The organism is Streptomyces sp. NPDC007025 (assembly GCF_042869455.1).
GTDB lineage: Bacteria > Actinomycetota > Actinomycetes > Streptomycetales > Streptomycetaceae > Streptomyces.
In genome coordinates, this window is record NZ_JBIAFT010000003.1 from 1 (window position 1) to 21,795 (window position 21,795).

Here is a 21,795-nt window from a genome sequence, read left to right on the forward strand (position 1 = left end):
TCTGGCGTTGACTTTTGGCACGCTGTTGAGTTCTCAAGGAACGGACGCTTCCTTCGAAACCATCTCACTGGTTTCTCCGGACGTTTGCCCTTTCGGTGTCCACTACTTTAGCGGGTTCTCCCGGAGACTCATAATCGAGTCATCGGCGTCAGATTTCGGCGTGCCGAAATCGACCCCGGTTTGGGGTACATCGTAGGTAGTGAGTGGTCGCTTCCGGGGGAGCTCTCACCGGACCCCAGGTCCGTGGCAAGCCGTCCCGTTTTCAGCGACTCGTACAACGTTAGGGGGTCGACGGCCCTGCGTCAAGCGAGGTCCTGCGCTTCCGCGGCTTGTGCGCGCGGTATGGGCTCACCGTCGGGTCGTCCGCGAGCCAGAAGCGCCAGGGGAAGTGTGCGCCGTCGCCTCCCACGCCGGTGCGCGGACCGCTCCGGGTGGTGGCCGTCGGACCCGTCGCCTCCGCGGTGCCGTCGAGGATGCCGAGCGGTGCGGCGGGGTCGCGGGTGCACAGATCGGTGCCGTTCAGCTCACGGTCCACCGCGAGCGCGGTGGCGAGGCGGGCCGGTCCCCTGGCCAGTTCCGTGTCCTTGCTCGCCTTGGGCCGGCGGTCCCGCGCCTGCTCCACTCCCTCCAGCACCTCGCCCGCCCGGATCAGCACGCCGCTCGCCCGCCCCTCGGGTCCGCAGACGAGGTTGAGGCTGAACCACATGCCGTAGATGAAGTAGACGTAGGCGTGCCCCGGCGGGCCGAACATCGAGGCGTTGCGCTGCGTCCGGCCCCGGTAGGCATGCGACCCCGGATCGGCCTCCCCCGCGTACGCCTCGACCTCGGTGATGCGCAACCGCATGCGGCCCTCGTTCGTCGTGCGTACCAGGACGCGTCCGAGAAGGTCGGGGGCGACATCCAGGACAGGACGGTCGAAGAAGTCCCGGGACAGGTGCGGGTCGCCGCCGGCCGTGCTGGGCTTGCGGTCTCGGCCTGCGATCATGCCGTCCGAGCGTACAAGAACCGCGTACGGGAGAGTCCCGTACGCGAGCGGTTCCGGTGCTTCCCGGCGGGAGGCGGGACCGGAGTGAAAAGGGGAGGACAAGGGGATGGGCTTCAAGAAGCTGTTCGCGAGCATGGGCATGGGCGGCGCCTCGGTCGACACCGTCCTGCAGGAGCCGCACGCGGTGCCGGGCGGTGTGGTGCAGGGCGAGGTGCGGATTGAGGGCGGCTCGGTCACCCAGGAGATCCAGGCGCTCTCCGTGGGCCTGCAGGCCCGGGTCGAGGTGGAGACCGACGACGGCGAGATGCACCAGAACATCGAGTTCGGTACCCAGCGCCTCGGTGGTGAGCTCACTCTGCACGAGGGTGACTCGCACGTGGTGCCCTTCGCGCTCGAGGTGCCGTGGGAGACGCCGGTCACCGCGTTCATGGGCCAGCAGCTGCGGGGGATGCAGATCGGCGTGACGACGGAGCTGGCTATCGCGCGGGCACTGGACTCCAGTGACCTGGACCCGGTGGACATCCACCCGCTCCCGGCGCAGCAGGCGATCCTGGACGCCTTCGGGCAGCTCGGGTTCCGGTTCAAGTCCGCGGACATGGAGAAGGGGCACATCCGCAACACCCGGCAGCAGCTCCCCTTCTACCAGGAGATCGAGTTCTACGCGCCGGAGCAGTACCGCGGGCTCAACCAGGTCGAGCTCTCGTTCGTCGCGGACGCGCGGGGCATGGACGTGGTGCTGGAGATGGACAAGAAGGGCGGCCTGTTCTCGGAGGGCAGTGACACCTACCGGGCCTTCCCGGTGGACTTCGACTCCTACCAGCAGACCGACTGGGCGGGCTACCTCAACCAGTGGCTGGCCGAGGTCGGCGGCAAGCGGAACTGGTTCTGACGCCGCGGCGCGGTGCCCCGCGGCGGGAGGCCCCGCTCAGCCGAGCAGGATGCTGAGCGGGGTCTCGCGTACCGCCCAGAAGCCGACCGCCGCGGTGAAGACCTCCGCCGCCGCGGCGGCGTCCGCCGGGTCGGCGTGCTCGAACCCGGACCAGCCGGTGGCCAGCATCAGGTAGCCGTCGGGCTTCCCGCACCAGGACAGGTCGGTGAGCAGGTCGGCGAGCGCGTCCCAGTTGCGCCCGAAGTAGTCGGGGAGCTCCAGTCCGGTGGCGCAACGCTCCATGAACTCCGCTTTGTTGTCGACGCCGGTCAGATCCACGACCGCGCCGAACCAGCCCGCCGCGTCCGCCTGCATCAGCGCGTCGGGGCCCACCGAGGGCAGCCGGTAGACGCCGGGGGGCACCGAGTCGTCGAAGAGGCCGGGGAGGTCGGCCTGGGGCAGCTCGGGCAGGTCCACGGGGCTGGTCATGGTCGCACCACCGCTTCGGGGTCTCGTCGTGGTCAGTCACCTGATGGCGTTGACTCCTGCGGGCACAGGGCTGGGATGTACGGGGTGTGCTGTCGCACCCCGTCATGGTGGCAAAGAGAGGCGGTCAGGATCGTTAGGCTGGCCGTTACAGCGATTCGCGTGACGAGGAGGTTCACGACGTGACCGACCAGCAACGGCGCCCGCTCCCCCATGACTTCCACCCCCAGGTGCCGTCGATTCGCGTGCTGAGCGACGATCTGCCGGACGGCGGCCATCTGGGTACCGCACAGGTGTACGCGGAGGGGAACACCTCTCCGCAGTTGCGCTGGGAGGGCTTCCCCGAGGGGACGAAGAGCTTCGCGGTGACCTGCTTCGACCCGGACGCGCCGACGGGCAGCGGGTTCTGGCACTGGTCCGTCTTCGACATCCCCGCCACCGTGACCGAGCTGCCCGAGGGCGCCGGTACGGGCGGGATGAAGGGGCTCCCCGAAGGGGCCGTGCACGTGCGCAACGACTTCGGGACGCGCGACTTCGGCGGGGCGGCGCCGCCGCCCGGCGACGGCCCGCACCGTTATGTGTTCACGGTGTACGCCGTGGACACCGAGAAGCTGGGCCCGGACGCCGACGCCTCCCCCGCGGTCGTCGGGTTCAATCTGCGCTTCCACACCCTGGCGCGGGGCCGGCTCATCAGCGAGTACGAGATCCCGGCCGAGGGCTGAGCCCACCGCGGTCCGGGATGCCGCTCCGGGGCCCCGACACGGGTGTCGGCGCCCCGGAGCCCGGTTCCCGCTGCCGGGTCCCGGTCCGGCCGGAAAATTCCGTTGCGCCGCGCCGTGTGCGCGGCGCACCGTGTACGGGGCAGTCGGCACCGCGGCGCGGTCCATCACCGCGAGCGGGGACGGCGGGCACCGACGAGTGCTGCCGTCCGCCGGAGTCCGGCCGGGGGCCGGACGACCGCGCCGACTGCCTGCTTCCTCCGTCCGTCCCGGGTGGCCGTTCCGCTCTTTCTTCGCGGGCTCCCCGAGCCGTCGGCCGCAGCGCGGGCTCCCGTGGCCGACCCCGGCGGCTCCTCGCCCGAAAGCCCGGAACCCCGGAGCCTCCGAGCCCGGGACCAGCCTGCGACGCCCCGCCGCGACCTGCCGTTCCCGGCGCCTTCACCTGCCGTACTCCCCGGCGAAATTGCGTTGTCGGCCCCGGTGGACAGCGGCACAGTGGGTGCCACCCGGCGCGAAGCGGCGGGTACGGGAGAAGGGGAGGCGGTCGGGATGCGGGAGACGCTGGTACTGAACGCGAGCTTCGAGCCGCTGTCGACGGTGTCGCTGCGGCGTGCGGTGGTGCTCGTGATGCGGGACAAGGCCGTCGTCGAGCAGGCGCATTCCGGGCTGCGGGTGCGTGCGGCGCAGGTGGAGCTGCCGGTGCCGCAGGTGATCAGGCTCCGCCGGTACGTCCGGGTGCCGTTCCGACAACGGGCACCGTGGTCGCGGCGGGGCGTCCTGGTGCGGGACCGGCACCGGTGCGCGTACTGCGGACGCCGGGCGACCACGGTGGACCACATCGTCCCGCGGTCGCACGGCGGCGGGGACACCTGGCTGAACACGGTCGCGGCGTGCGCGGCGGACAACCACCGCAAGGCCGCCAGGACACCGGGCGAGGCGGGGATGAAGCTGCTGGTCAAGCCGTTCGAGCCGACACCGGCCGACGCGCTGCTGCTGGCGCTGGGGCTCGCGGAGGGGGAGTCGCTCCCGGAGTGGCTGACGCTGCCGGCGACGGCCTGAGAGAAGGCGGCGGGCCCGCCCGCATCACCGCAGCAGGAGCTGCGCGATCGCGGCGAGGCCGACGACCACGATGACGCCCCGGAGCACGCCGGGGGCCAGCTTGCGCCCGACCCTGGCGCCGAGCTGGCCCCCGGCGGCCGAGCCGAGGGCGATCAGCAGCACCGCTGTCCAGTCGAAGTCGGCGACGAAGAGGAAGAACACGGCGGCCGTGCCGTTGACCACGGCGCCCAGGACGTTCTTCACCGCGTTGATGCGTTGCAGGTCGTCGGGGATGAGCAGCCCCATCAGGGCCAGGTAGATGACGCCCTGGGCCGCGCCGAAGTAGCCGCCGTAGGCGCTGGCGAACAGGATTCCGCCCTGGAGCGGCACACCGCCGTGCGGGTGGCCGCTGCTGCTGTCCCGTTCGCGGCGCCGGCGGACGGCCGCGGCCAGCCGGGGCTGGAGGACGACGAGGACCAGGGCGAGCGCGATCAGTACCGGGACGATCGTGTCGAAGGCGCTGGAGGGCAGGGTGAGCAGCAGGACGGCGCCCGCCAGCCCTCCGAGGAGGGCGACGAGGCCGAGCCGCAGGACGCGGCGCCCCTGGCCGCGCAGCTCCCGGCGGTAGCCGATCGCTCCGCTGACCGAGCCGGGGACCAGCCCCAGCGAGTTGGAGACGTTGGCGGTCACCGGGGGCAGGCCGACGGCGAGCAGCACGGGGAAGGTCAGGAGCGTGCCGGAACCGACGACGGTGTTGATGCCTCCGGCGCCGACGCCTGCCGCGCAGACGGCCACGGCTTCCCATATGGTCACGCGTCAGCCCCTCCGGTGTTCGGTTCCAGTGGAACCGATCATGCCCGAAGAGGCTGCGGCTGGGTACGGGGGTCCGGCTGCTGGACGGCACCGTCCGGGTTTCGCGGACCGGACGGCGGACGGGGTCAGGAGTCCAGCGGGGGCTGCTCGCGCGGGGGCCGGGGGGGCTTGGCGACGCTGGGCGGAGCGGGGGTGCCGCCGCCGTTGCCGCCGGAGTCGGGGCGGAAGGTGTCCAGAGCACCGCCGAGGCCCTTGAGCGCGTCGCCGATCTCGCTGGGGACGATCCAGAGCTTGTTGGCGTCGCCCTCGGCGATCTTCGGGAGCATCTGGAGGTACTGGTAGGAGAGCAGCTTCTGGTCCGGGTCGCCGGCATGGATCGACTCGAAGACGGTGCGGATGGCCTGGGCCTCACCTTCGGCGCGCAGGGCCGCGGAGCGCGACTCGCCCTCGGCGCGCAGGATGGCCGACTGCTTCTCGCCCTCGGCGGTGAGGATCTGCGACTGGCGGACGCCCTCTGCCTGGAGGATGGCGGCGCGCTTGTCGCGGTCGGCGCGCATCTGCTTCTCCATCGAGTCCTGGATGGAGGTCGGCGGCTCGATGGCCTTGAGTTCGACGCGGTTGACGCGGATGCCCCACTTGCCGGTCGCCTCGTCCAGTACTCCGCGCAGCGCCGCGTTGATCTCCTCGCGGGAGGTGAGGGTGCGCTCCAGGTCCATCCCGCCGATGATGTTGCGCAGCGTGGTGACGGTGAGCTGTTCGATCGCCTGGATGTAGCTGGCGACCTCGTAGGTGGCGGCCCGGGCGTCCGTCACCTGGTAGTAGATGACGGTGTCGATGTTCACCACCAGGTTGTCCTGCGTGATCACCGGCTGCGGGGGGAAGGGGACGACCTGCTCCCGGAGGTCGACACGGTTGCGGACGGTGTCGATGAACGGGACGACGATGTTCAGACCCGCGTTGAGGGTGCGGGTGTACCGGCCGAAGCGCTCCACGATCGCCGCACTGGCCTGCGGAATGACCTGGATCGTCTTGATGAGTGCGATGAAGACAAGCACCACCAGGATGATCAGGACGATGATGATGGCGTCCATGGCCTTGCCCCCTGCATGATCTCAGAAGTCGCTGACTGAAGAATCACTGCCCGTGTTCGGCTGCTCATAGCCATCACATCACGACAGCCGTGGCTCCGTCGATCTCGACCACGTCCACCTGGCTGCCGGGCTCGAAGGCGGTGTCGGTGTCCAGTGCCCGCGCGGACCAGACCTCCCCGGCGAGCTTGATGCGGCCGTTGTCCCCGTCGACCCGCTCCAGCACCACGGCCCGCCGTCCCTTGAGGGCGTCGACGCCGCTCGCCAGCGCGGGGCGTTCGGTGCGCATCCGGCGTGCGACCGGCCGCACGACCAGGATCAGCGCCGTGGAGACGAGGGCGAAGACGACGACCTGGGCCACCGGCCCCCCGCCGATCCCCGCCGCTCCGGCGGCCGCCACCGCGCCCACCGCCAGCATGCCGAACTCCGGCATGGCCGTGATGATGAGCGGGATACCCAGCGCTGCGGCGGCTACGAGCCACCAGACCCATGCGTCCACACGGCCATGGTAGGCGCCCGCTCAGCGCAGTGGCAGGCCCTGTGCGGTCCAGCGCCCGTTCTGCGCCTCGACGACCAGCGGCAGGCCGAAGCACAGGGAGAGGTTCCGGGAGGTCAGCTCGGTCTCCAGCGGTCCGGCGGCCAGCACCTGGCCCTGGCGGATCATCAGGACGTGGGTGAAGCCCGGCGGGATCTCCTCGACGTGGTGGGTGACCATCAGCATGGAGGGGGCGTACGGGTCGCGGGCGAGCCGGCCGAGGCGCCGGACGAGGTCCTCGCGGCCGCCCAGGTCGAGTCCGGCCGCGGGCTCGTCCAGCAGGAGCAGTTCGGGGTCGGTCATCATGGCACGCGCGATCATGGTGCGCTTGCGCTCGCCCTCGGAGAGGGTACCGAACCTGCGGTCCAGGTAGTCGGACATGCCGAGCCTGTCGAGGAACGCCCGGGCGCGGTCCTCGTCGACCTTGTCGTAGCTCTCCTGCCAGTGCGCCGTCATGCCGTAGGCGGCGGTGAGCACGGTCTCCAGCACGGTCTGGCGGCGCGGCAGCTTCTCGGCCATCGCGATGCTGGCCATCCCCACGCGGGGGCGCAGCTCGAACACGTCGACGCTGCCGAGGCGTTCGCCCAGCACGCCGACGGTGCCGGAAGTCGGGAAGAGGTAGCTGGAGGCGAGGTTGAGCAATGTGGTCTTGCCCGCACCGTTGGGGCCGAGGATGACCCAGCGTTCGCCCTCCTTGACCGACCAGGAGACATCTTCCACCAGAGCACGTCCGTCGCGGACCACGGATACGTCCACCAGCTCCAGTACTTCGCTCATGAGCGCGTTGTCTCCTATTGCAGTCGCGTTGAGGTGCCTATGGGCACATTCCCCAGGGGAAAACCTACGCCACCGTGTGCGAAGCCCGTTCCCTAGGCTTGGTCCATGCTCACAGAACCTCGTTCGGGGCGGCTGGCCGCCTGGGGAAACGCACTGCTCGCCGGACTCGTCGCACCCGACGAGGCGGCCGGGCGCATCGTGGCCGAGGACACCCGGCATCGCGTCGCGCTGCCCGGGGACGACGGCGACCCGGTCGGGCTGACGCTGGCGCTGGGGAAGCTGCGGTCGCTGGGTGCCGCGGGGCTGCGGGTGGCGCTGCCGGTGCCGGGGCATCCGCTGGGGCTGAGCGGGCCGCCGGAGTTCAACGCGCGGGCGATGGAGGCCGAGGAGGCCGTGCTGGTGCACGGGACGGCGCTGGGCCTGGTGCCGGAGGTGCACGCGGCGGGGCCCGCGGACGGCGCCCCGGAGGACGTGCACACGGAGGTGCGGTGGGAGTGCCTGCCGGTGCGGGAGGCTCCGCCGGCCGATGTGCCCTCGCTGGCGGAGGCCGAGCGGGAGCTGGCGGAGGCCATGCGGGAGGCGACCGAGGTACTGACGCGGCTCGACGTCGCGGGCTCGGGGCCGGTGGCCGACGCGGCCCTGGAGGCGTACCGGGCGCGGATGGAGGCGGGCAGGCAGCTGCTGGCTCCGGGCTATCCGCCGCGCGCCGTGCGGGTGCTGGAGCTCGGACAGCGGGTCGCGGCACTGGTCTCCATCGCCTACGGGGACGGCGGGGGTGACGGGCGGGAGCACGGCGGCGCGGTGAGCGCCGCGGAGATGGCGTCCCGCGCCGAGGCGCTGCGCCCGGTGGAGCGCACGGCCCGCCGTGCGCAGGTGGCGGCCTACAACGCCTACGCGGAGGAGCTGGAGCGGCGCCGGGAGGGCGGACGGGCCTGACCGGCGCCGCCCGCCTCCCGGCGTCCGGGCCGCGTGCCTCAGCTGTTGTGCGTGAGGTTGCCGAAGGCGGGGTTGAGGACGCCGACCACGTTGACGGAGTTGCCCGTCACGTTCGCGGGCACGTGGACCGGGGCCTGCACGAGGTTGCCCGAGCCGACGCCCGGCGAGTTGGCGGCCTGGCCCTGCGCGTCGCTCTGGGCGAACGCGGAGCCGGCGGAGGCCCCGGCGGCGACGCCGGCGGCGGCGAGGACGAGGGCGGCCTTCTTGGCAGTGATCATGGGGTGTTCTCCCTGTGCGTCTGCGGAACCGTGCCGCGGCCGACCGCCGCGGGCACGCCATGGAGAACGGGGCATCAGCCGGGAGGGTGCGCCGAAAAGATGACGACCACACGACAGTATGAAATTCGACCCGTTGGGAACGGATGACCGATTCCCGGCGGCCGACGAGAGGCGGGAACCTGGGTCGCCACCCGTCACCCCGTCACCCCGTGGCGGACCGCCCACAGGGCCGCCTGGGTCCGGTCGGCCAGGTCGAGCTTCATCAGGATGTTGGAGACGTGCGTCTTGACCGTCTTCTCCGACAGCACGAGCGAACGGGCGATCTCGCGGTTGGAGCGGCCGTCCGCTATCAGTCCGAGCACCTCGCGCTCCCGCTCGGTCAGCGCGGGGCCGCGGCCGGCGGACGGGCTCTGGTCGTCGGTGAGCAGCGCCCCGGCGACCTCCGGCTGCAGCAGCACATGGCCCGCGTGCACGGAGCGGATGGCACCGGCCAGCGCCTCGGGATCGACGTCCTTGTAGACGTACCCCGCGGCACCCGCACGCAGGGCCGGGACGACGGTGCGCTGCTCGGTGAAGCTGGTGACGATCAGCACTCTCGCCGGGATGCCCCGCTCACGGAGCGTGCGCAGCGCCTCGACACCGTCGGTCCCGGGCATCTTGACGTCCATCAGGACGACATCCGGCCGCAGCTCCTCGGCGCGTGCCACCCCCTCGGAGCCGTCCGCGGCCTCCCCCACGACCTCGATGTCGTCCTGCACCTCCAGGAATGTGCGCAGCCCGCGCCGTACGACCTGGTGGTCGTCGACGAGCAGCACACGGATCGGCTCAGCCACCGGGCACCTCCAGAGCGACAGCGGTGCCCTTGCCGGGCTCCGAGCGGACAGTCAACGTGCCCCCGACGCCGGAGGCCCGGTCGCGCATCGAGACGAGGCCCAGATGGCGGCCGGCCGAGCGCACGGCGCCGGGGTCGAAACCCTTGCCGTCGTCGGTGACGGTGAGGACGGCGGACGGGCCGCGGCGCACCAGGGACACCCGGACGCGGCCCGCGTCCGCGTGCCGCAGCGCGTTGTGCAGGGCCTCCTGCGCGACCCGCAGCAGGGCCTCCTCCTGGGCCGCGGGGAGGGCGCGCACACCCTCGCACACGAAGTCCACCTCGGCGCTGTGCGCGCGGTCCAGGACCTGGGCCTGGGTACGCAGCGTGGCGACCAGGCCGTCCTCGTCCAACGCCGCGGGGCGCAGTTCGACGACGGCAGCCCGCAGCTCGTCGGCGGCCTCGCCGGAGAGCCGGGCCACCTCGTGCAGTTCGGCCTTCGCCCGCGCGGGGTCGCGGTCGACGAGGGCCGTCGCCGCCTGGGCCGTCAGACGCAGCGAGAAGAGCTTCTGGGCCACCGCGTCGTGCAGCTCGTGGCCGATCCGGGTGCGCTCCTCGGCGATGGTCAGCTCGCGGCTGCGCTCGTAGAGCCGCGCGTTGGTCAGCGCGATGGCGGCGTGCTGCGCGAGCAGGCGCAGCAGTTCCTCGTCGTCCTCGGTGAAGGCGCAGTTCCGCTCCCGGGATGCCGGACGGCTCCGCTCCCGCGGGGGCGCGCAGCGCTTGTTGGCGAGGAAGAGCGCGCCCAGCACCTGCTCGCCGTCGGCGATGGGCATGCCGAGGAAGTCGGCCATCATGGGGTGCGCGGAGGGCCAGCCGCCGAACCGGGAGTCCTTGCGGACGTCGGCGAGCCGCTGGGGAGTGGCGTCCTGCAGCATCGCGGCGAGGATGCCGTGCTGCCGCGGCAGCGGGCCGATGGCCTTCCACTGCTCGTCGCTCACTCCGGCGACGACGAACTGCGCGAAGCCGCCCTGGTCGTCGGGGACGCCCAGCGCCGCGTACTCGGCGTCGAGCAGATCGCGGGCCGAGGCGACGATCGTCTGGAGGACGTCACGCACCTCGAGCCGGCGGTTCATGGCGAGCAGTGCCGCGCTGACCGCGGCGAGCCCTGTGCGGGGGACCATGCCGATCACGGTACCCGGCGGCACCGGGGCCCGGATCGGACCCGGGCCAGGGGCGGGACGGGCCGGAGGTCCTAGGTCCGGCGACGCACGGGGCCGGAGGAGTGGAGACACGAAAAAGGGGCCCCGGGCGAGGGGCCCCCTTCTCCGTGCGGACCGCGTGGTCAGGCGCTCACTTGCGCATGATCTCCGGCTCGTGGCGGCGCAGCAGCCGGATGATGACGAAGTAGCACAGGACACCCATCAGGGCGAGGACGCCGACGTCCATCACCCACTGGTCCAGCGAGTGGTCCCACAGCGGGTCGGTGTTGGTCGGGTCCTTCTTGTCCTGGGGCATCAGCCGGCCGAGCTCGACGGTCGCGCCGAGGGCCGCCATCGCCCACCGGGACGGCATCAGCCAGGCGAACTGCTCCACGCCGGGGCTGTCGAAGAGCTTGAAGAGCACACCGGTGAAGACGACCTGTACGACGGCGAAGAGCACGAGCAGGATCATCGTCTTCTCCGAGGTCTTCACCAGGGAGGAGATGATCAGGCCGAACATCATCGAGGTGCCGCCGAGCGCGATGGCCACCAACGTCATCTCGATGGCCGGGTTGGCGGCGAGCAGGCCCTCCTCGGGAAGGTCGCGCGGGTAGAAGCCGACGATGCACATCAGGAGGCCCTGTACGGCCGCGACCAGACCCAGCACGATCACCTTGGACATCAGATAGGCCGACCGGGAGAGGCCGGTGGCCCGTTCCCGTTCGTAGATGACCCGTTCCTTGATCAGTTCTCGGACCGAGTTGGCCGCGCCCGAGAAGCAGGCGCCGATGGCGAGGATCAGCAGGATGGGGCCCGCGTCGCCGTTGGTCTTGCCCGGCGGCGCCGTCAGTCCGTAGTCGGACGGCATCAGGGTGCTGACCAGGCCGAGGAGCAGCGGGGTGACGAAGGACAGCACCAGGAAGGAGCGGTCCGCGGAGATCACCGAGAGGTAGCGTCTCATCAGCGTCCACAGCTGGCTGCCCCAGCTCTGCGGCTTCTGCAGCCGCGTCGGCTGCATGGCCTGCTGCTGGGCCGCGTACGGGTCCTGCTGCGGGTGCTGGGCGTCGATGTCGGCCGCGTACATCTGGTAGTGCTGCGAGCCCTGCCAGCGGCCCATCCAGTCGTAGTCGCGGTAGTTCTCGAAGGCGGAGAAGACGTCCGCCCACGAGTCGTAGCCGAAGAAGTTCAGCGCCTCCTCGGGCGGACCGAAGTAGGCCACGCCGCCGCCCGGCGCCATCACCAGGAGCTTGTCGCACAACCCGAGCTCGGCGACCGAGTGGGTGACGACCAGCACGGTGCGCCCGTCGTCGGCCATGCCGCGCAGCAGCTGCATCACGTCGCGGTCCATGCCCGGGTCGAGGCCCGAGGTGGGCTCGTCCAGGAAGATCAGCGAGGGCTTGGTGAGCAGCTCCAGGGCGACGGAGACGCGCTTGCGCTGGCCGCCGGAGAGGGAGGTGACGCGCTTGTCCGCGTGGATGTCGAGCTTGAGCTCGGCGAGCACCTCCTCGACCCGGGCGTTGCGCTCGGCCTCCGCGACATCGCCGGGGAAGCGGAGCTTGGCCGCGTAGCGCAGCGCGGTGCGGACCTTCAGCTCCTTGTGCAGGATGTCGTCCTGCGGGACGAGGCCGATGCGCTGCCGCAGCTCGGCGAACTGCTTGTAGAGGTTCCGGTTGTCGTAGAGGACCTCGCCGACGTCAGCGGGGCGGTAGCCGGTCAGCGCCCGCAGCAGCGTGGACTTGCCGGAGCCGGACGGGCCGATCACGCCGATCAGCGACTTCTCGGGGACGCCGAAGGTGACGTTGTTGAGGATGACCTTGCCGCCGTCGACCTTGACGGTCAGGTGGCGGGCCGAGAAGGACACGTCGCCGGTGTCGACGAACTCCTCCAGCCGGTCCCCGACCAGCCGGAAGGTGGAGTGGCCGATGCCGACGATGTCCTGCGGGGAGATGGCGACCGTGCCGGAGCGCGGTATCGGCTGGCCGTTGACGTAGGTGCCGTTGTGGCTGCCCAGGTCGTGGATCTCGCACCGGCCGTCGGGCGAGGAGTGGAACTCCGCGTGGTGCCGTGAGACCTGGAGGTCGGAGACGACCAGCTCGTTCTCCAGCGCACGGCCGATGCGCATCACCCGGCCGAGGGAGAGCTGGTGGAAGGTGGTCGGGCTGCGGTCGCCCGCACCCTGCGGCGGCGCTCCGCCCTGGCCACCGGCGCCGGGAGCGCCCGTCCCCGGTGCGGGGCCGCCCATGCCGTGTGTTCCGGGGCCGCCCTGCGGCTGCATGTGCTGCTGCGGCATCTGCTGCTGGGGCGGTTGCTGCGCGTACTGCGGCGGGGCCGCGTGCTGCATCTGCTGCGGCATCTGCGGAGCCTGCTGCTGCCAGCCGGGGTGCGGCTGCTGGGGCTGTTGGGGCTGCTGGCCCCAGCCGGGCGCTCCCCCGGCCTGCGGCTGCTGAGTCGGGGCACTGTACTGGGCCGCGGCCTGCGCAGCCTGCTGAGGCTGCCCCTGCTGCTGGGGCGCGGTCTGTCCGCCGTACATCCCGCCCGCCGGAGCCTGCCCGCCGGGCGCCCCGCCCGAGAAGCCGAGCCGCGGGCCGTCGGTGGCGTTGCCCAGATGGACGCTCATGCCGGGCGCCAGCTCCAACTGCTGGATCCGCCGTCCCTGCACATACGTGCCGTTGGTACTGCCGTGGTCCTCGATGACCCAGGCGCGCCCTCCCCAGCGCACCGTGGCGTGCCGCCAGGAGACCCTGGCGTCCTCGATCGCCACGTCCCCCTGGGGGTCGCGGCCGAGGGTGTAGGCCCTGGACGGATCGAGCGTCCAGGTCTGTCCGTTCAATTCCAGTACGAGTTCCGGCACTCCATGCCCCACAAAGTTGTCCCCCGAGGTACCCCCTGCAGCGAGGGAGTCTAGGGATGGCGAACATCGTGAGGAACTATTTCAGGCTCGGCCGCCCGACAGGAAGCCGGGCCAGCGGTAGGGACCAGGCTGTGACCGTTCCGTCGGGGAACACCGGGGAACCCGTGCAGGCACACGGCGAGGGGGACGGGAGGGAACGACGGGAAGTCGCAGGAAAGGGCTTCCGATGCGAATGTGCGCACGGACCGGAGCCGATCATGACCGATCCCGACCGATCATGACGAGAGGGGCGGAAGCGGTACTCTTCGTGGCGTCCGGCCGCACTCGCACCGCCCCGGCAGGGTTCCGCAGCCGCGCGGCGGTAATGTGTGAGGACCATGAGCACACCTGTGGCCCAGCCTCCGTCGTACGCCGACACCCCGACCCTGCTGGTCAAGATCTTCGGCAAGGACCGGCCCGGCATCACCGCCGGCCTCTTCGACACCCTCGCGGCCTTCGCCGTCGAGGTCGTCGACATCGAGCAACTGGTCACCCGCGGCCGCATCACGCTGTGCGCCCTGGTCACCGCGCCCACCACCGGCACCGGCTCCGAGGGCGAGCTGCGCGCGACCGTGCACAGTTGGGCCGAGTCGATGGGCATGATCGCCGAGATCATCTCCGGCACGGGCGACAACCGCCCCCGCGGCACCGGACGTTCGCACGTCACCGTGCTGGGGCATCCGCTCACCGCGGAGTCGACCGCCGCCATAGCGGCCAGCATCACCTCCACCGGCGGGAACATCGACCGCATCTTCCGGCTCGCCAAGTACCCGGTGCTGGCCGTCGAGTTCGACGTCTCGGGCACCGAGACGGCGCTGCTGCGCACCTCGCTGGCGCTGGAGGCGGCGAAATACGGCATCGACGTCGCCGTCGTCGCCTCGGGGCTCCAGCGGCGGGCACAGCGGCTGGTGGTGATGGACGTGGACTCCACCCTCATCCAGGACGAGGTGATCGAGCTGTTCGCCGCCCACGCGGGCTGTGAGGAGCAGGTCGCCGAGGTGACGGCGCGCGCGATGCGCGGCGAGCTGGATTTCGAGCAGTCACTGCACGCCCGGGTCGAGCTCCTGGCCGGGCTCGACGCCTCGGTCGTCGACCGGGTGCGCGAGGCGGTGCAGCTCACCCCCGGGGCCCGCACACTGATCCGCACCCTCAAGCGGCTCGGCTACCAGGTCGGTGTCGTCTCCGGCGGCTTCACGCAGGTCACCGACGCGCTGCAGGAGGAACTGGGGCTGGACTTCGCCTCCGCCAACACGCTGGAGATCGTCGACGGCAAGCTGACCGGACGGGTCACCGGCGAGATCGTCGACCGGGCGGGCAAGGCGCGGCTGCTGCGCCGGTTCGCCGACGAGGCGGGCGTGCCGCTCGCGCAGACCGTGGCCATCGGCGACGGCGCCAACGACCTGGACATGCTGAACACGGCGGGGCTCGGCGTCGCCTTCAACGCCAAGCCCCTGGTCCGGGAGGCCGCGCACGCGGCGGTGAACGTGCCGTTCCTGGACACCGTGCTCTATCTGCTGGGCATCACGCGCGAAGAGGTGGAGGCCGCGGACGGAACCGGCGCCGGCCGGCCCGAGGCACTCTGACCGCGACGGGTCCACGGGGCGCGCCGCACACGGAGGGCTCCCCTCACTCGTGGGGCGCCCAGAAGTGGGTCAGCTCCGCGCACCCGGGCTCCACCGACTTCCAGGAACCGGTGTACCGCAGGACGGCGACGGCCGCCGTGGGGAACCCGCGGGCCAGCCGCTCCTGGGCCTCCCGGTCGGCTTCCCCGGCGAGCACCTCGGCGACCGACTGCATGCCGGGGTTGTGGCCGACGACCAGCAAGTCGTGCACGTCGTCGGGGACTTCGTTGATGACCTCGATGATCGCACCGGGCGGCGCCTCGTAGAGGCGCTCCTCGTACACCGTCTTGGGACGCTGCGGAAGATGCGAGACGGCCAGCTTCCAGGTGTCGCGGGTGCGGGTGGCGGTCGAGCAGAGGGTGAGTTGCGGAGTGATGCCCTGGCCGGCGAGCCATTCGCCCGCCGCCGGGGCGTCCAGGCGGCCGCGCTCCGCGAGGGGCCGCTCGTGATCCGCCACCTGCGGCCAATCCGCCTTGGCGTGCCGGAGAAGGACGATACTGCGGGGCACATCGACGCTCATGTGTCCCAGCTTCGCACGAAACGCGCTGCGGGTCGCGGGGTGTTGACCGGTCGGTCCGGCAGGGTCGACGGACGGTGACCCGCCGCACACCGGCCGCCCGGCCCCGCGCGGCGGCTCATCCCAGGACGGAACCCCACAGATGGGTGAGGAAGGACAGCAGCGGACTGTCGGCGGCGCGCTGGGCGGCGTCCGCCTGCCCCCCGCCCACCAGGAGGACCAGCAGCAGCGCGAAGCCGAGGACCGGCAGCAGCGCGCCCCACCAGGGCAGCCGGGTCTGCGACGCGTCGCGCGCGCGGCGCGGGAGTTCGGTGCCCTGGGCCGGGCGGTGGTTCCTGCTCCGGTCCGGCATGGGGTGCGCGGGGGCCGTCATGGGGCTCGCCTCCGGGGTGCTTCGGCCTTCCTTCTCCTGGCCTCCGACACTACGGAGCACGCGACCCCCGGCCCATCCGGCAAGCCCCCCACTCGCCCCTGACGCAGGGCCCCTAGGGGATGGTGGTGCTGGCACCACCCTCCGCGGCCGGGTGCGCCGCGGAGGTGGGGAGGTCAGCCGGCGGCGATGCTGGCGATCACGCCGATGACGACGGTGACCGCCATCATGGCGCCGAAGATCAGCAGCAGCTTCTTCCGCGGTTCCGGGGGATTCGGTTCGAGCACTGGCATGTGGGCCAGTCTCCCACTCAGCGCCCCTCCTCGATGACCCGGTCCCTGCCCGCCAGCAGGCCCGTCGCCATCTGGGCCAGCATCAGCGCGGCCATCAGCAGCAGCGGAGCGTGCCAGCCGCCGCTGAGGTCGTGCAGCGAGCCGACCAGCAGCGGGCCGGGGATGGAGAGCAGATAGCCGGTGCTCTGCGCGAAGGCGGAGAGCTTGACCACGCCGGAGTGGGACCGGGAACGCATCCCGATCATGGTGAGGGCCAGCGGGAAGGCGCAGTTGGAGACGCCCAGCACCAGGGCCCACGCCCAGGCGCCCGCGGCAGGGGCCAGCCACAGCCCCGCGTAGCCCACCAGCCCGCACAGGCCCAGCGCGACCACCAGCGGCCCCTGGTGCCGCATCCGGGCGGCCAGCTTGGGCAGGACGAAGGAGAGCGGCACCCCCATGCCCATGGTCACCGCGAGCAGCACACCGGCCGCCGAGGCGGAGACCCCGGCGTCGCGGAAGATCTGCGGGAGCCAGCCCATGGTGATGTAGGCGGCGGACGCCTGGAGGCCGAAGAAGACGGCGAGGGCCCACGCCGTGGGCGACGCGGCGATCCGCAGCCCCGGCGCGGCCTCCGAGGGAGCAGCCGGGCCGCGCGCCGCACCGGTCGGCTCGGTGCGGCCCCCGTCGCGGGGCTGCCCCGCCGTCTCACCGTCGGCGGTGCGTGCGGGGACGGCCTCTGCCGCGGCCCGCGGCTCGGGCGCGCGGGCCGAGCGGTCCCGGGAGATCGCCACCCACGGGACGAGGGCCACCGCTGCCAGTACCGCCCATGCGCCCAGCCCGGCTCGCCAGCCGCCGCCGAGCGCGTCGGTCAGCGGCACGGTGACGGCGGCGGCGCCCGCCGTGCCCAGGGCGAGCGCCATCGAGTACAGCCCGGTCATGGAGCCGACCCGGTCGGGGAACCAGTGCTTGACGATGACGGGCATCAGCACATTGCTCACCGCGATCCCGGCCAGGGCCAGCGCGGTGGCGGCGAGGAAGGTGCCCGTGCCGCCGGCCAGCGGCCGCAGCGCGAGCCCGAGGGCGATGGCGGCCATGCCGGCCAGCACGACGGGCGCGGGGCCGCGGCGCCGGGCCAGCCGCGGGGCGAGGCTGCCGAAGACGGCGAAGCACAGCGGCGGTACCGAGGTCAGCAGCCCGGCCACGGTGCCGTTCATGTGCAGCCCGCGCCGCACCTCCTCCAGCAGCGGGCCGAGTCCCGATATGGCGGGGCGCAGGTTCAGGGCCGCGACGACGAGTCCGGCGACGACGAGACCGAGCAGTCGGCGGGAGACCGCGGGCGGGGCGGTACCGGGTTCGGACCGGGCGGCCGGGGTGCCGACGGAGCGCACGGGGCCGGTGCGGGTCACCGGATCGGTGGTGGTTGCGGAGTTCCTGCTGTCGTCGTCTGCCGATGCCATGCGGCCCATCATAGAATCATGGGATGAATGCTGCCCAACCGTTTGCCCCTCCCCCGCAGCCCCCGCTCTCGGCGCCCCAGCGCGCTCCCCTGGCCGCCCAGGTGATCGCGACGCTGCGCCAGCAGATCAGCTCGGGCCGGTGGCCGGTGGGCAGCCGTATCCCCACCGAACCGGAACTGGTCGAACAGCTCGGGGTGGCCCGGAACACGGTGCGCGAGGCCGTGCGGGCCCTCGCGCACAACGGGCTGCTGGACATCCGGCAGGGCTCGGGCACCTATGTGCTGGCCACCAGCGAGCTGGCCGGAGTGATGCACCGCCGGTTCGCCGGCGCCGAGCTGCGGCACGTGGCAGAACTGCGGTCCGCGCTGGAGACCGCGGGCGCCCGGCTGGCGGCACGCCGGCGCACGGAAGCGGACCTGCGGGAACTCGACGGCATGCTGGAACGCCGGGAGGCGGCGTGGGACTCCGGCGATGTCGAACGCTTCATCGACGCCGACCGGAGTCTGCACATGGGCGTGCTCTCCGCCTCCCACAACGAGGTGCTGACCGGGGTGTACGCCGACCTCGGCGAGGTGCTGCGGGCCTATCTGCGGCAGGACGTGGGCGAGGAGCTGCGCCCGGAGAACCACATGGACCACACCCGGCTGCTGGACGCCATCCGGGCGCAGGACGCGGAAGCCGCCTCCCAGGAGGCGGCCTCGCACACGGCGGAGTGGGGACACGGGGCGCTGTAGCGGACCGCCCCGCCGCGGGCCGGGGGCCTTACCGCGGGGCGGAGCCGTACAGCAGCCGGGGCCCGCCGCGGGGCCGAGCCGCCGCAGGGCAGGGGCGAGCCGCGGGACGGGGCCGCCGTACCGCCGACCGGTACCGGCCCCGGCCGCGCCCCGGCGGGGTCAGGCCCCCATCATGTGCACGCCGCCGTCGACGTGCACGATCTCGCCCGTGGTGCGGGGGAAGAAGTCCGACAGCAGGGCGACGACACCGCGGCCGGCCGGCTCCGGGTCGGTCAGCTCCCAGCCGATCGGGGCACGGTGGTTCCACACGTCGGCCAGCTCCTCGAAGCCCGGGATGGACTTGGCGGCCATGGACTTGATGGGCCCGGCCGAGACCAGGTTGCAGCGGATGCCCTTCGGGCCCAGGTCCCGCGCCAGGTAGCGGCTGGTGGACTCCAGGGCCGCCTTGGCCACGCCCATCCAGTCGTACTTCGGCCAGGCGATCTGCGCGTCGAAGGTGAGGCCGACGACCGAGCTTCCCTCGTGCAGCAGCGGCAGGCAGGCCATGGTGAGCGACTTGAGTGAGTAGGCCGAGACGTGCACGGCGGTGCTCACGTCCTCCCAGGCCGCGCCGAGGAAGTCGAAGGCGCCCTGCGGCCCGAAGGCGATCGAGTGGACGATCCCGTCCACCCGCGCGTCCGGGCCCCAGTGCTCGCGGATCCGGTCGGCGAGCCCGTCCAGGTGCTCCTGGTTGCTGACGTCCAGCTCGATGACGGGCACGGCCTCGGGCAGCCGCTTGGCGATGCGCTCGACCAGGGAGAGCCGGCCGAAGCCGGTGAGGATGACCTCGGCACCCTGCTCCTGTGCGACCTTCGCCGCGTGGAAGGCGATCGACCCGTCGGTGATGACGCCCGTGACCAGGACGCGCTTTCCAGCGAGGATTCCGCTCATGTTCAGTGACCCATGCCCAATCCGCCGTCCACGGGAATGACGGCTCCGGTGATGTACGCGGCCTCGTCGGACGCCAGGAAGCGGACCGAGGAGGCGACCTCCTCCGCGGCCGCGTAGCGGCCCAGCGGTACCTGTTTGACGATGTCGGCGCGCTGCTCGTCGGTGAGCGCGCGGGTCATGTCGGTGTCGACGAAGCCGGGCGCGACGACGTTGCAGGTGATGTTGCGGGAGCCGAGCTCGCGGGAGAGCGAGCGGGCGAAACCGACGAGTCCGGCCTTGGAGGCCGCGTAGTTGGCCTGCCCGGCCTGGCCCATCAGCCCGACGACCGAGGAGATCAGCACGATACGGCCCTTGCGGGCACGCAGCATGGCGCGGGAAGCGCGCTTGACCACCCGGTAGGTGCCGGTGAGGTTGGTGTCGACGACCGAGGTGAAGTCCTCCTCCGACATCCGCAGCAGGAGCTGGTCACGGGTGACGCCCGCGTTGGCGACGAGCACCTCGACCGGGCCCTGCTTCTCCTCGATCTCCTTGTACGCCTGCTCCACCTGCTCCGGCTCGGTGATGTCGCACTTGACGCCGAGGAACCCCTCGGGCAGCTCCCCGGAGCGGTAGGTGACGGCGACCTTGTCGCCTGCCTCGGCGAAGGCACGGGCGATGGCGAGGCCGATGCCGCGGTTCCCTCCGGTCACGAGCACTGAGCGGCTCACTGTGCGCCCACCCTTCCTGCTTCTGCTGTCGCGGTCTGTCGCAAACAGACTGCCGTCGCGGTCTGTCGCAAACAGAACCTATCCGGCGCCACCGGGCCGCGAGCACTCGGGCACGGACAGGGGCATCCGCGGCCTCCTGTGGGGTCCCTACAGAAACGCCCGTTCCCCGGCGAGGGTGAACCGCCCCGGCCTCCGGCGCGGGTACGGGCGCATAGACTCTCCCGTGACCGTATCGAGCACCCACCACACCAGGACAGTGACGTGACACGCCTCGGCGACTCCGTACAGCGCGCCAGCGAGCTGCTGGCCCAGGACCTCTCCTCCGACACGAACGTCGAGCGGCTGCTCGCGGAGACCGGGGCGCGGCGCTCGCTGGACCTGAGCGACCTGCCCGCCGAGGAGCAGGCCGAGCTGATCGGGGCGCGGTCGGTCGATCTGCTGCCGTCGGCGGAGAAGCTGGCCGAGCGGATCGAGGAGCGTGCGGCCCAGGGCAAGGGCCTGCACATCAAGCTGGGGATCGACCCGACGGCGGCGGACGTGCACCTGGGACACGCGGTGCCGGTCATCGTGCTCAGCCGCTTCCAGCGGATGGGCCACGACGTCACACTGATCATCGGCGACTTCACCGCCAAGATCGGCGACCCCTCGGGCCGCACCGCCGAGCGCCCCCCGCTGACCGACGAGGACATCGCGCGGAACCTCTCCGGATACCAGGAGCAGGTGCGGCCGTTCTTCGACTTCGAGAAGGTGCGCTTCGCGCGCAACAGCGACTGGCTGGCCCCCTTCACGCTGCCGGAACTGCTGGGGCTGCTGACGCAGGTGCCGGTCTCCGCACTGCTCCAGCGGGAGGACTTCCGCAACCGGCTCTCGGAGGGCTCCGGCCTGACGATGTCCGAGCTGCTCTACCCCGTCGCCCAGGCCCTCGACTCGGTCGAACTGGACTGCGACGTCGAGCTGGGCGGCGTCGACCAGCTGCTCAACCTCCAGATGGGCCGCCGGATGATGGAGGTGCGCGGGCAGCAGCCGCAGCTCGTGGTCACCATGCCGCTGGTCGAGGGCACGGACGGCTCGGGCGCCAAGATGTCCAAGTCCAAGGGCAACTACGTGGGGCTCGGCAGCGCTCCCGACGAGGTCTTCGGCAAGATCATGTCGATTCCGGACCGGCTGATGGCCCCCTACCTGCGTGCCTGGACGGAGTGGACCGACGCCGAGATCGACCAGGTGACGGCCCGCATCGACGCGGGCGCACTGCACCCCATGGACCTGAAGAAGGTGCTGGCCGGCGAGGTCGTCGCGGCGCTGCACGGGGTGCCGTCGGCGATGGCGGCCCGCGCCCACTTCGTGGCCCAGTTCTCCAAGAAGTCCTTCTCCGACCTGGAGACGCTCCCCGGCGTCGCGCTGGACGAGCACGGCGAGGAGGGCGTCGCCGCGGTGCTGACCAAGGTCCTGGAGTTCACCCCGAGCGCGTCGGCCGCCCGCCGCATCGCGAAGCAGAACGGGCTGCGGCTGATCGTCGAGAAGGAGGGCCGGAAGCAGCAGTCCGTGGTGCTCTCCGAGACGGAGGCGCTGCGCCCGCTCGCGGAGGTCGCCCGGGAGGCGGTCGCCGCGCAGGCCGACGGGCTCGCCGACGCGCTGTACCTGAAGGCGGGCCGCAAGGTGGCCGAGATCCGCGGGCTGTGACCGAACCGGCCCACGCGGCGCCCGGTCTCGTGGCGGACGCCTCCGAGGCGTACCGTGGAAAGAGTCCGGATCTCCGCGCACGG

23 protein-coding genes are annotated in these 21,795 nt (G+C 71.9%); 7 read left to right on the forward strand and 16 right to left on the reverse strand.

Annotation, left to right across the window (positions count from 1 at the left end):
• Window positions 1-280: 280 nt before the first annotated feature.
• Entirely contained in the window at window positions 281-985 is a 705-nt protein-coding gene (locus ACFYMO_RS06405) for a DNA-3-methyladenine glycosylase (protein ID WP_366774357.1), read from the reverse strand.
• Between the two features lie 106 nt (window positions 986-1,091).
• On the opposite strand from ACFYMO_RS06405, the gene ACFYMO_RS06410 reads away from it, so the two are divergent.
• On the forward strand, window positions 1,092-1,874 hold the full coding sequence (locus ACFYMO_RS06410) for a sporulation protein (RefSeq protein WP_366774356.1): 783 nt from the start codon (window positions 1,092-1,094) through the stop codon (window positions 1,872-1,874).
• 36 nt (window positions 1,875-1,910) lie between these two features.
• On the opposite strand, the gene ACFYMO_RS06415 is transcribed toward ACFYMO_RS06410, so the two are convergent.
• Window positions 1,911-2,342 (reverse strand): barstar family protein, encoded by a 432-nt coding sequence (locus ACFYMO_RS06415; protein ID WP_388544683.1) that lies wholly within the window; start codon window positions 2,340-2,342, stop codon window positions 1,911-1,913.
• Between the two features lie 179 nt (window positions 2,343-2,521).
• Here ACFYMO_RS06415 and ACFYMO_RS06420 point away from each other — a divergent pair, with 179 nt between their 5' ends.
• Complete coding sequence (locus ACFYMO_RS06420; RefSeq protein WP_366774354.1) at window positions 2,522-3,061, forward strand: YbhB/YbcL family Raf kinase inhibitor-like protein; 540 nt, start codon at window positions 2,522-2,524, stop codon at window positions 3,059-3,061.
• 546 nt (window positions 3,062-3,607) lie between these two features.
• Window positions 3,608-4,117: an HNH endonuclease gene (locus tag ACFYMO_RS06425; protein ID WP_388544686.1), complete on the forward strand. Its 510-nt coding sequence runs from the start codon at window positions 3,608-3,610 to the stop codon at window positions 4,115-4,117.
• 24 nt (window positions 4,118-4,141) lie between these two features.
• Here the strand turns inward: ACFYMO_RS06425 and ACFYMO_RS06430 are convergent, their stop codons facing one another.
• From ACFYMO_RS06430 to ACFYMO_RS06445, 4 genes are all read right to left on the reverse strand, one after another.
• Entirely contained in the window at window positions 4,142-4,909 is a 768-nt protein-coding gene (locus ACFYMO_RS06430) for a sulfite exporter TauE/SafE family protein (RefSeq protein WP_366774352.1), read from the reverse strand.
• Window positions 4,910-5,034: 125 nt separating this feature from the next.
• A complete protein-coding gene (locus tag ACFYMO_RS06435; RefSeq protein WP_019358248.1) occupies window positions 5,035-6,000 on the reverse strand; it encodes an SPFH domain-containing protein in 966 nt (321 codons plus the stop codon).
• 73 nt (window positions 6,001-6,073) lie between these two features.
• On the reverse strand, window positions 6,074-6,496 hold the full coding sequence (locus ACFYMO_RS06440; RefSeq protein WP_074998031.1) for an NfeD family protein: 423 nt from the start codon (window positions 6,494-6,496) through the stop codon (window positions 6,074-6,076).
• A 21-nt stretch (window positions 6,497-6,517) separates the two neighbouring features.
• Window positions 6,518-7,309, reverse strand: coding sequence for an ABC transporter ATP-binding protein (locus tag ACFYMO_RS06445; protein ID WP_276474617.1), 792 nt, complete (start codon window positions 7,307-7,309; stop codon window positions 6,518-6,520).
• 105 nt (window positions 7,310-7,414) lie between these two features.
• Here ACFYMO_RS06445 and ACFYMO_RS06450 point away from each other — a divergent pair, with 105 nt between their 5' ends.
• Entirely contained in the window at window positions 7,415-8,245 is an 831-nt protein-coding gene (locus ACFYMO_RS06450; protein WP_366774351.1) for a hypothetical protein, read from the forward strand.
• A 38-nt stretch (window positions 8,246-8,283) separates the two neighbouring features.
• Here the strand turns inward: ACFYMO_RS06450 and ACFYMO_RS06455 are convergent, their stop codons facing one another.
• The 4 genes from ACFYMO_RS06455 to ACFYMO_RS06470 form a co-directional block, all read right to left on the reverse strand.
• A complete protein-coding gene (locus ACFYMO_RS06455) occupies window positions 8,284-8,523 on the reverse strand; it encodes a chaplin (protein WP_388544692.1) in 240 nt (79 codons plus the stop codon).
• 194 nt (window positions 8,524-8,717) lie between these two features.
• Window positions 8,718-9,356, reverse strand: coding sequence for a response regulator transcription factor (locus ACFYMO_RS06460; protein WP_366774350.1), 639 nt, complete (start codon window positions 9,354-9,356; stop codon window positions 8,718-8,720).
• The gene (locus ACFYMO_RS06465; RefSeq protein WP_388544695.1) at window positions 9,349-10,515 is read right to left on the reverse strand and encodes a GAF domain-containing sensor histidine kinase; all 1,167 of its coding nucleotides are present in this window, start codon (window positions 10,513-10,515) and stop codon (window positions 9,349-9,351) included. Before ACFYMO_RS06465 ends, ACFYMO_RS06460 begins: the two co-directional genes overlap by 8 nt.
• A gap of 169 nt (window positions 10,516-10,684) precedes the next feature.
• Window positions 10,685-13,384, reverse strand: coding sequence for an FHA domain-containing protein (locus ACFYMO_RS06470; RefSeq protein ID WP_366774349.1), 2,700 nt, complete (start codon window positions 13,382-13,384; stop codon window positions 10,685-10,687).
• Between the two features lie 377 nt (window positions 13,385-13,761).
• Here ACFYMO_RS06470 and serB point away from each other — a divergent pair, with 377 nt between their 5' ends.
• Window positions 13,762-15,006 (forward strand): phosphoserine phosphatase SerB, encoded by a 1,245-nt coding sequence (gene serB / locus ACFYMO_RS06475; RefSeq protein WP_366774348.1) that lies wholly within the window; start codon window positions 13,762-13,764, stop codon window positions 15,004-15,006.
• Between the two features lie 43 nt (window positions 15,007-15,049).
• Here serB and ACFYMO_RS06480 read toward each other — a convergent pair whose 3' ends face one another.
• The 4 genes from ACFYMO_RS06480 to ACFYMO_RS06495 form a co-directional block, all read right to left on the reverse strand.
• On the reverse strand, window positions 15,050-15,565 hold the full coding sequence (locus ACFYMO_RS06480; RefSeq protein ID WP_366774347.1) for a histidine phosphatase family protein: 516 nt from the start codon (window positions 15,563-15,565) through the stop codon (window positions 15,050-15,052).
• Between the two features lie 115 nt (window positions 15,566-15,680).
• Complete coding sequence (locus ACFYMO_RS06485; RefSeq protein WP_366774346.1) at window positions 15,681-15,935, reverse strand: hypothetical protein; 255 nt, start codon at window positions 15,933-15,935, stop codon at window positions 15,681-15,683.
• A gap of 173 nt (window positions 15,936-16,108) precedes the next feature.
• On the reverse strand, window positions 16,109-16,225 hold the full coding sequence (locus ACFYMO_RS06490) for an SGM_5486 family transporter-associated protein (RefSeq protein ID WP_254693415.1): 117 nt from the start codon (window positions 16,223-16,225) through the stop codon (window positions 16,109-16,111).
• A gap of 17 nt (window positions 16,226-16,242) precedes the next feature.
• Window positions 16,243-17,661: an MFS transporter gene (locus tag ACFYMO_RS06495; protein ID WP_366774345.1), complete on the reverse strand. Its 1,419-nt coding sequence runs from the start codon at window positions 17,659-17,661 to the stop codon at window positions 16,243-16,245.
• A 23-nt stretch (window positions 17,662-17,684) separates the two neighbouring features.
• On the opposite strand from ACFYMO_RS06495, the gene ACFYMO_RS06500 reads away from it, so the two are divergent.
• Window positions 17,685-18,395: an FCD domain-containing protein gene (locus ACFYMO_RS06500; RefSeq protein ID WP_366774344.1), complete on the forward strand. Its 711-nt coding sequence runs from the start codon at window positions 17,685-17,687 to the stop codon at window positions 18,393-18,395.
• 159 nt (window positions 18,396-18,554) lie between these two features.
• Here the strand turns inward: ACFYMO_RS06500 and fabI are convergent, their stop codons facing one another.
• Both fabI and fabG read right to left on the reverse strand, forming a co-directional pair.
• Entirely contained in the window at window positions 18,555-19,325 is a 771-nt protein-coding gene (gene fabI / locus ACFYMO_RS06505) for an enoyl-ACP reductase FabI (protein ID WP_276474627.1), read from the reverse strand.
• A gap of 2 nt (window positions 19,326-19,327) precedes the next feature.
• The gene (gene fabG, locus ACFYMO_RS06510) at window positions 19,328-20,032 is read right to left on the reverse strand and encodes a 3-oxoacyl-[acyl-carrier-protein] reductase (protein ID WP_388544702.1); all 705 of its coding nucleotides are present in this window, start codon (window positions 20,030-20,032) and stop codon (window positions 19,328-19,330) included.
• 261 nt (window positions 20,033-20,293) lie between these two features.
• Here fabG and tyrS point away from each other — a divergent pair, with 261 nt between their 5' ends.
• Entirely contained in the window at window positions 20,294-21,712 is a 1,419-nt protein-coding gene (gene tyrS, locus ACFYMO_RS06515) for a tyrosine--tRNA ligase (protein WP_366774342.1), read from the forward strand.
• Window positions 21,713-21,795: the final 83 nt, after the last annotated feature.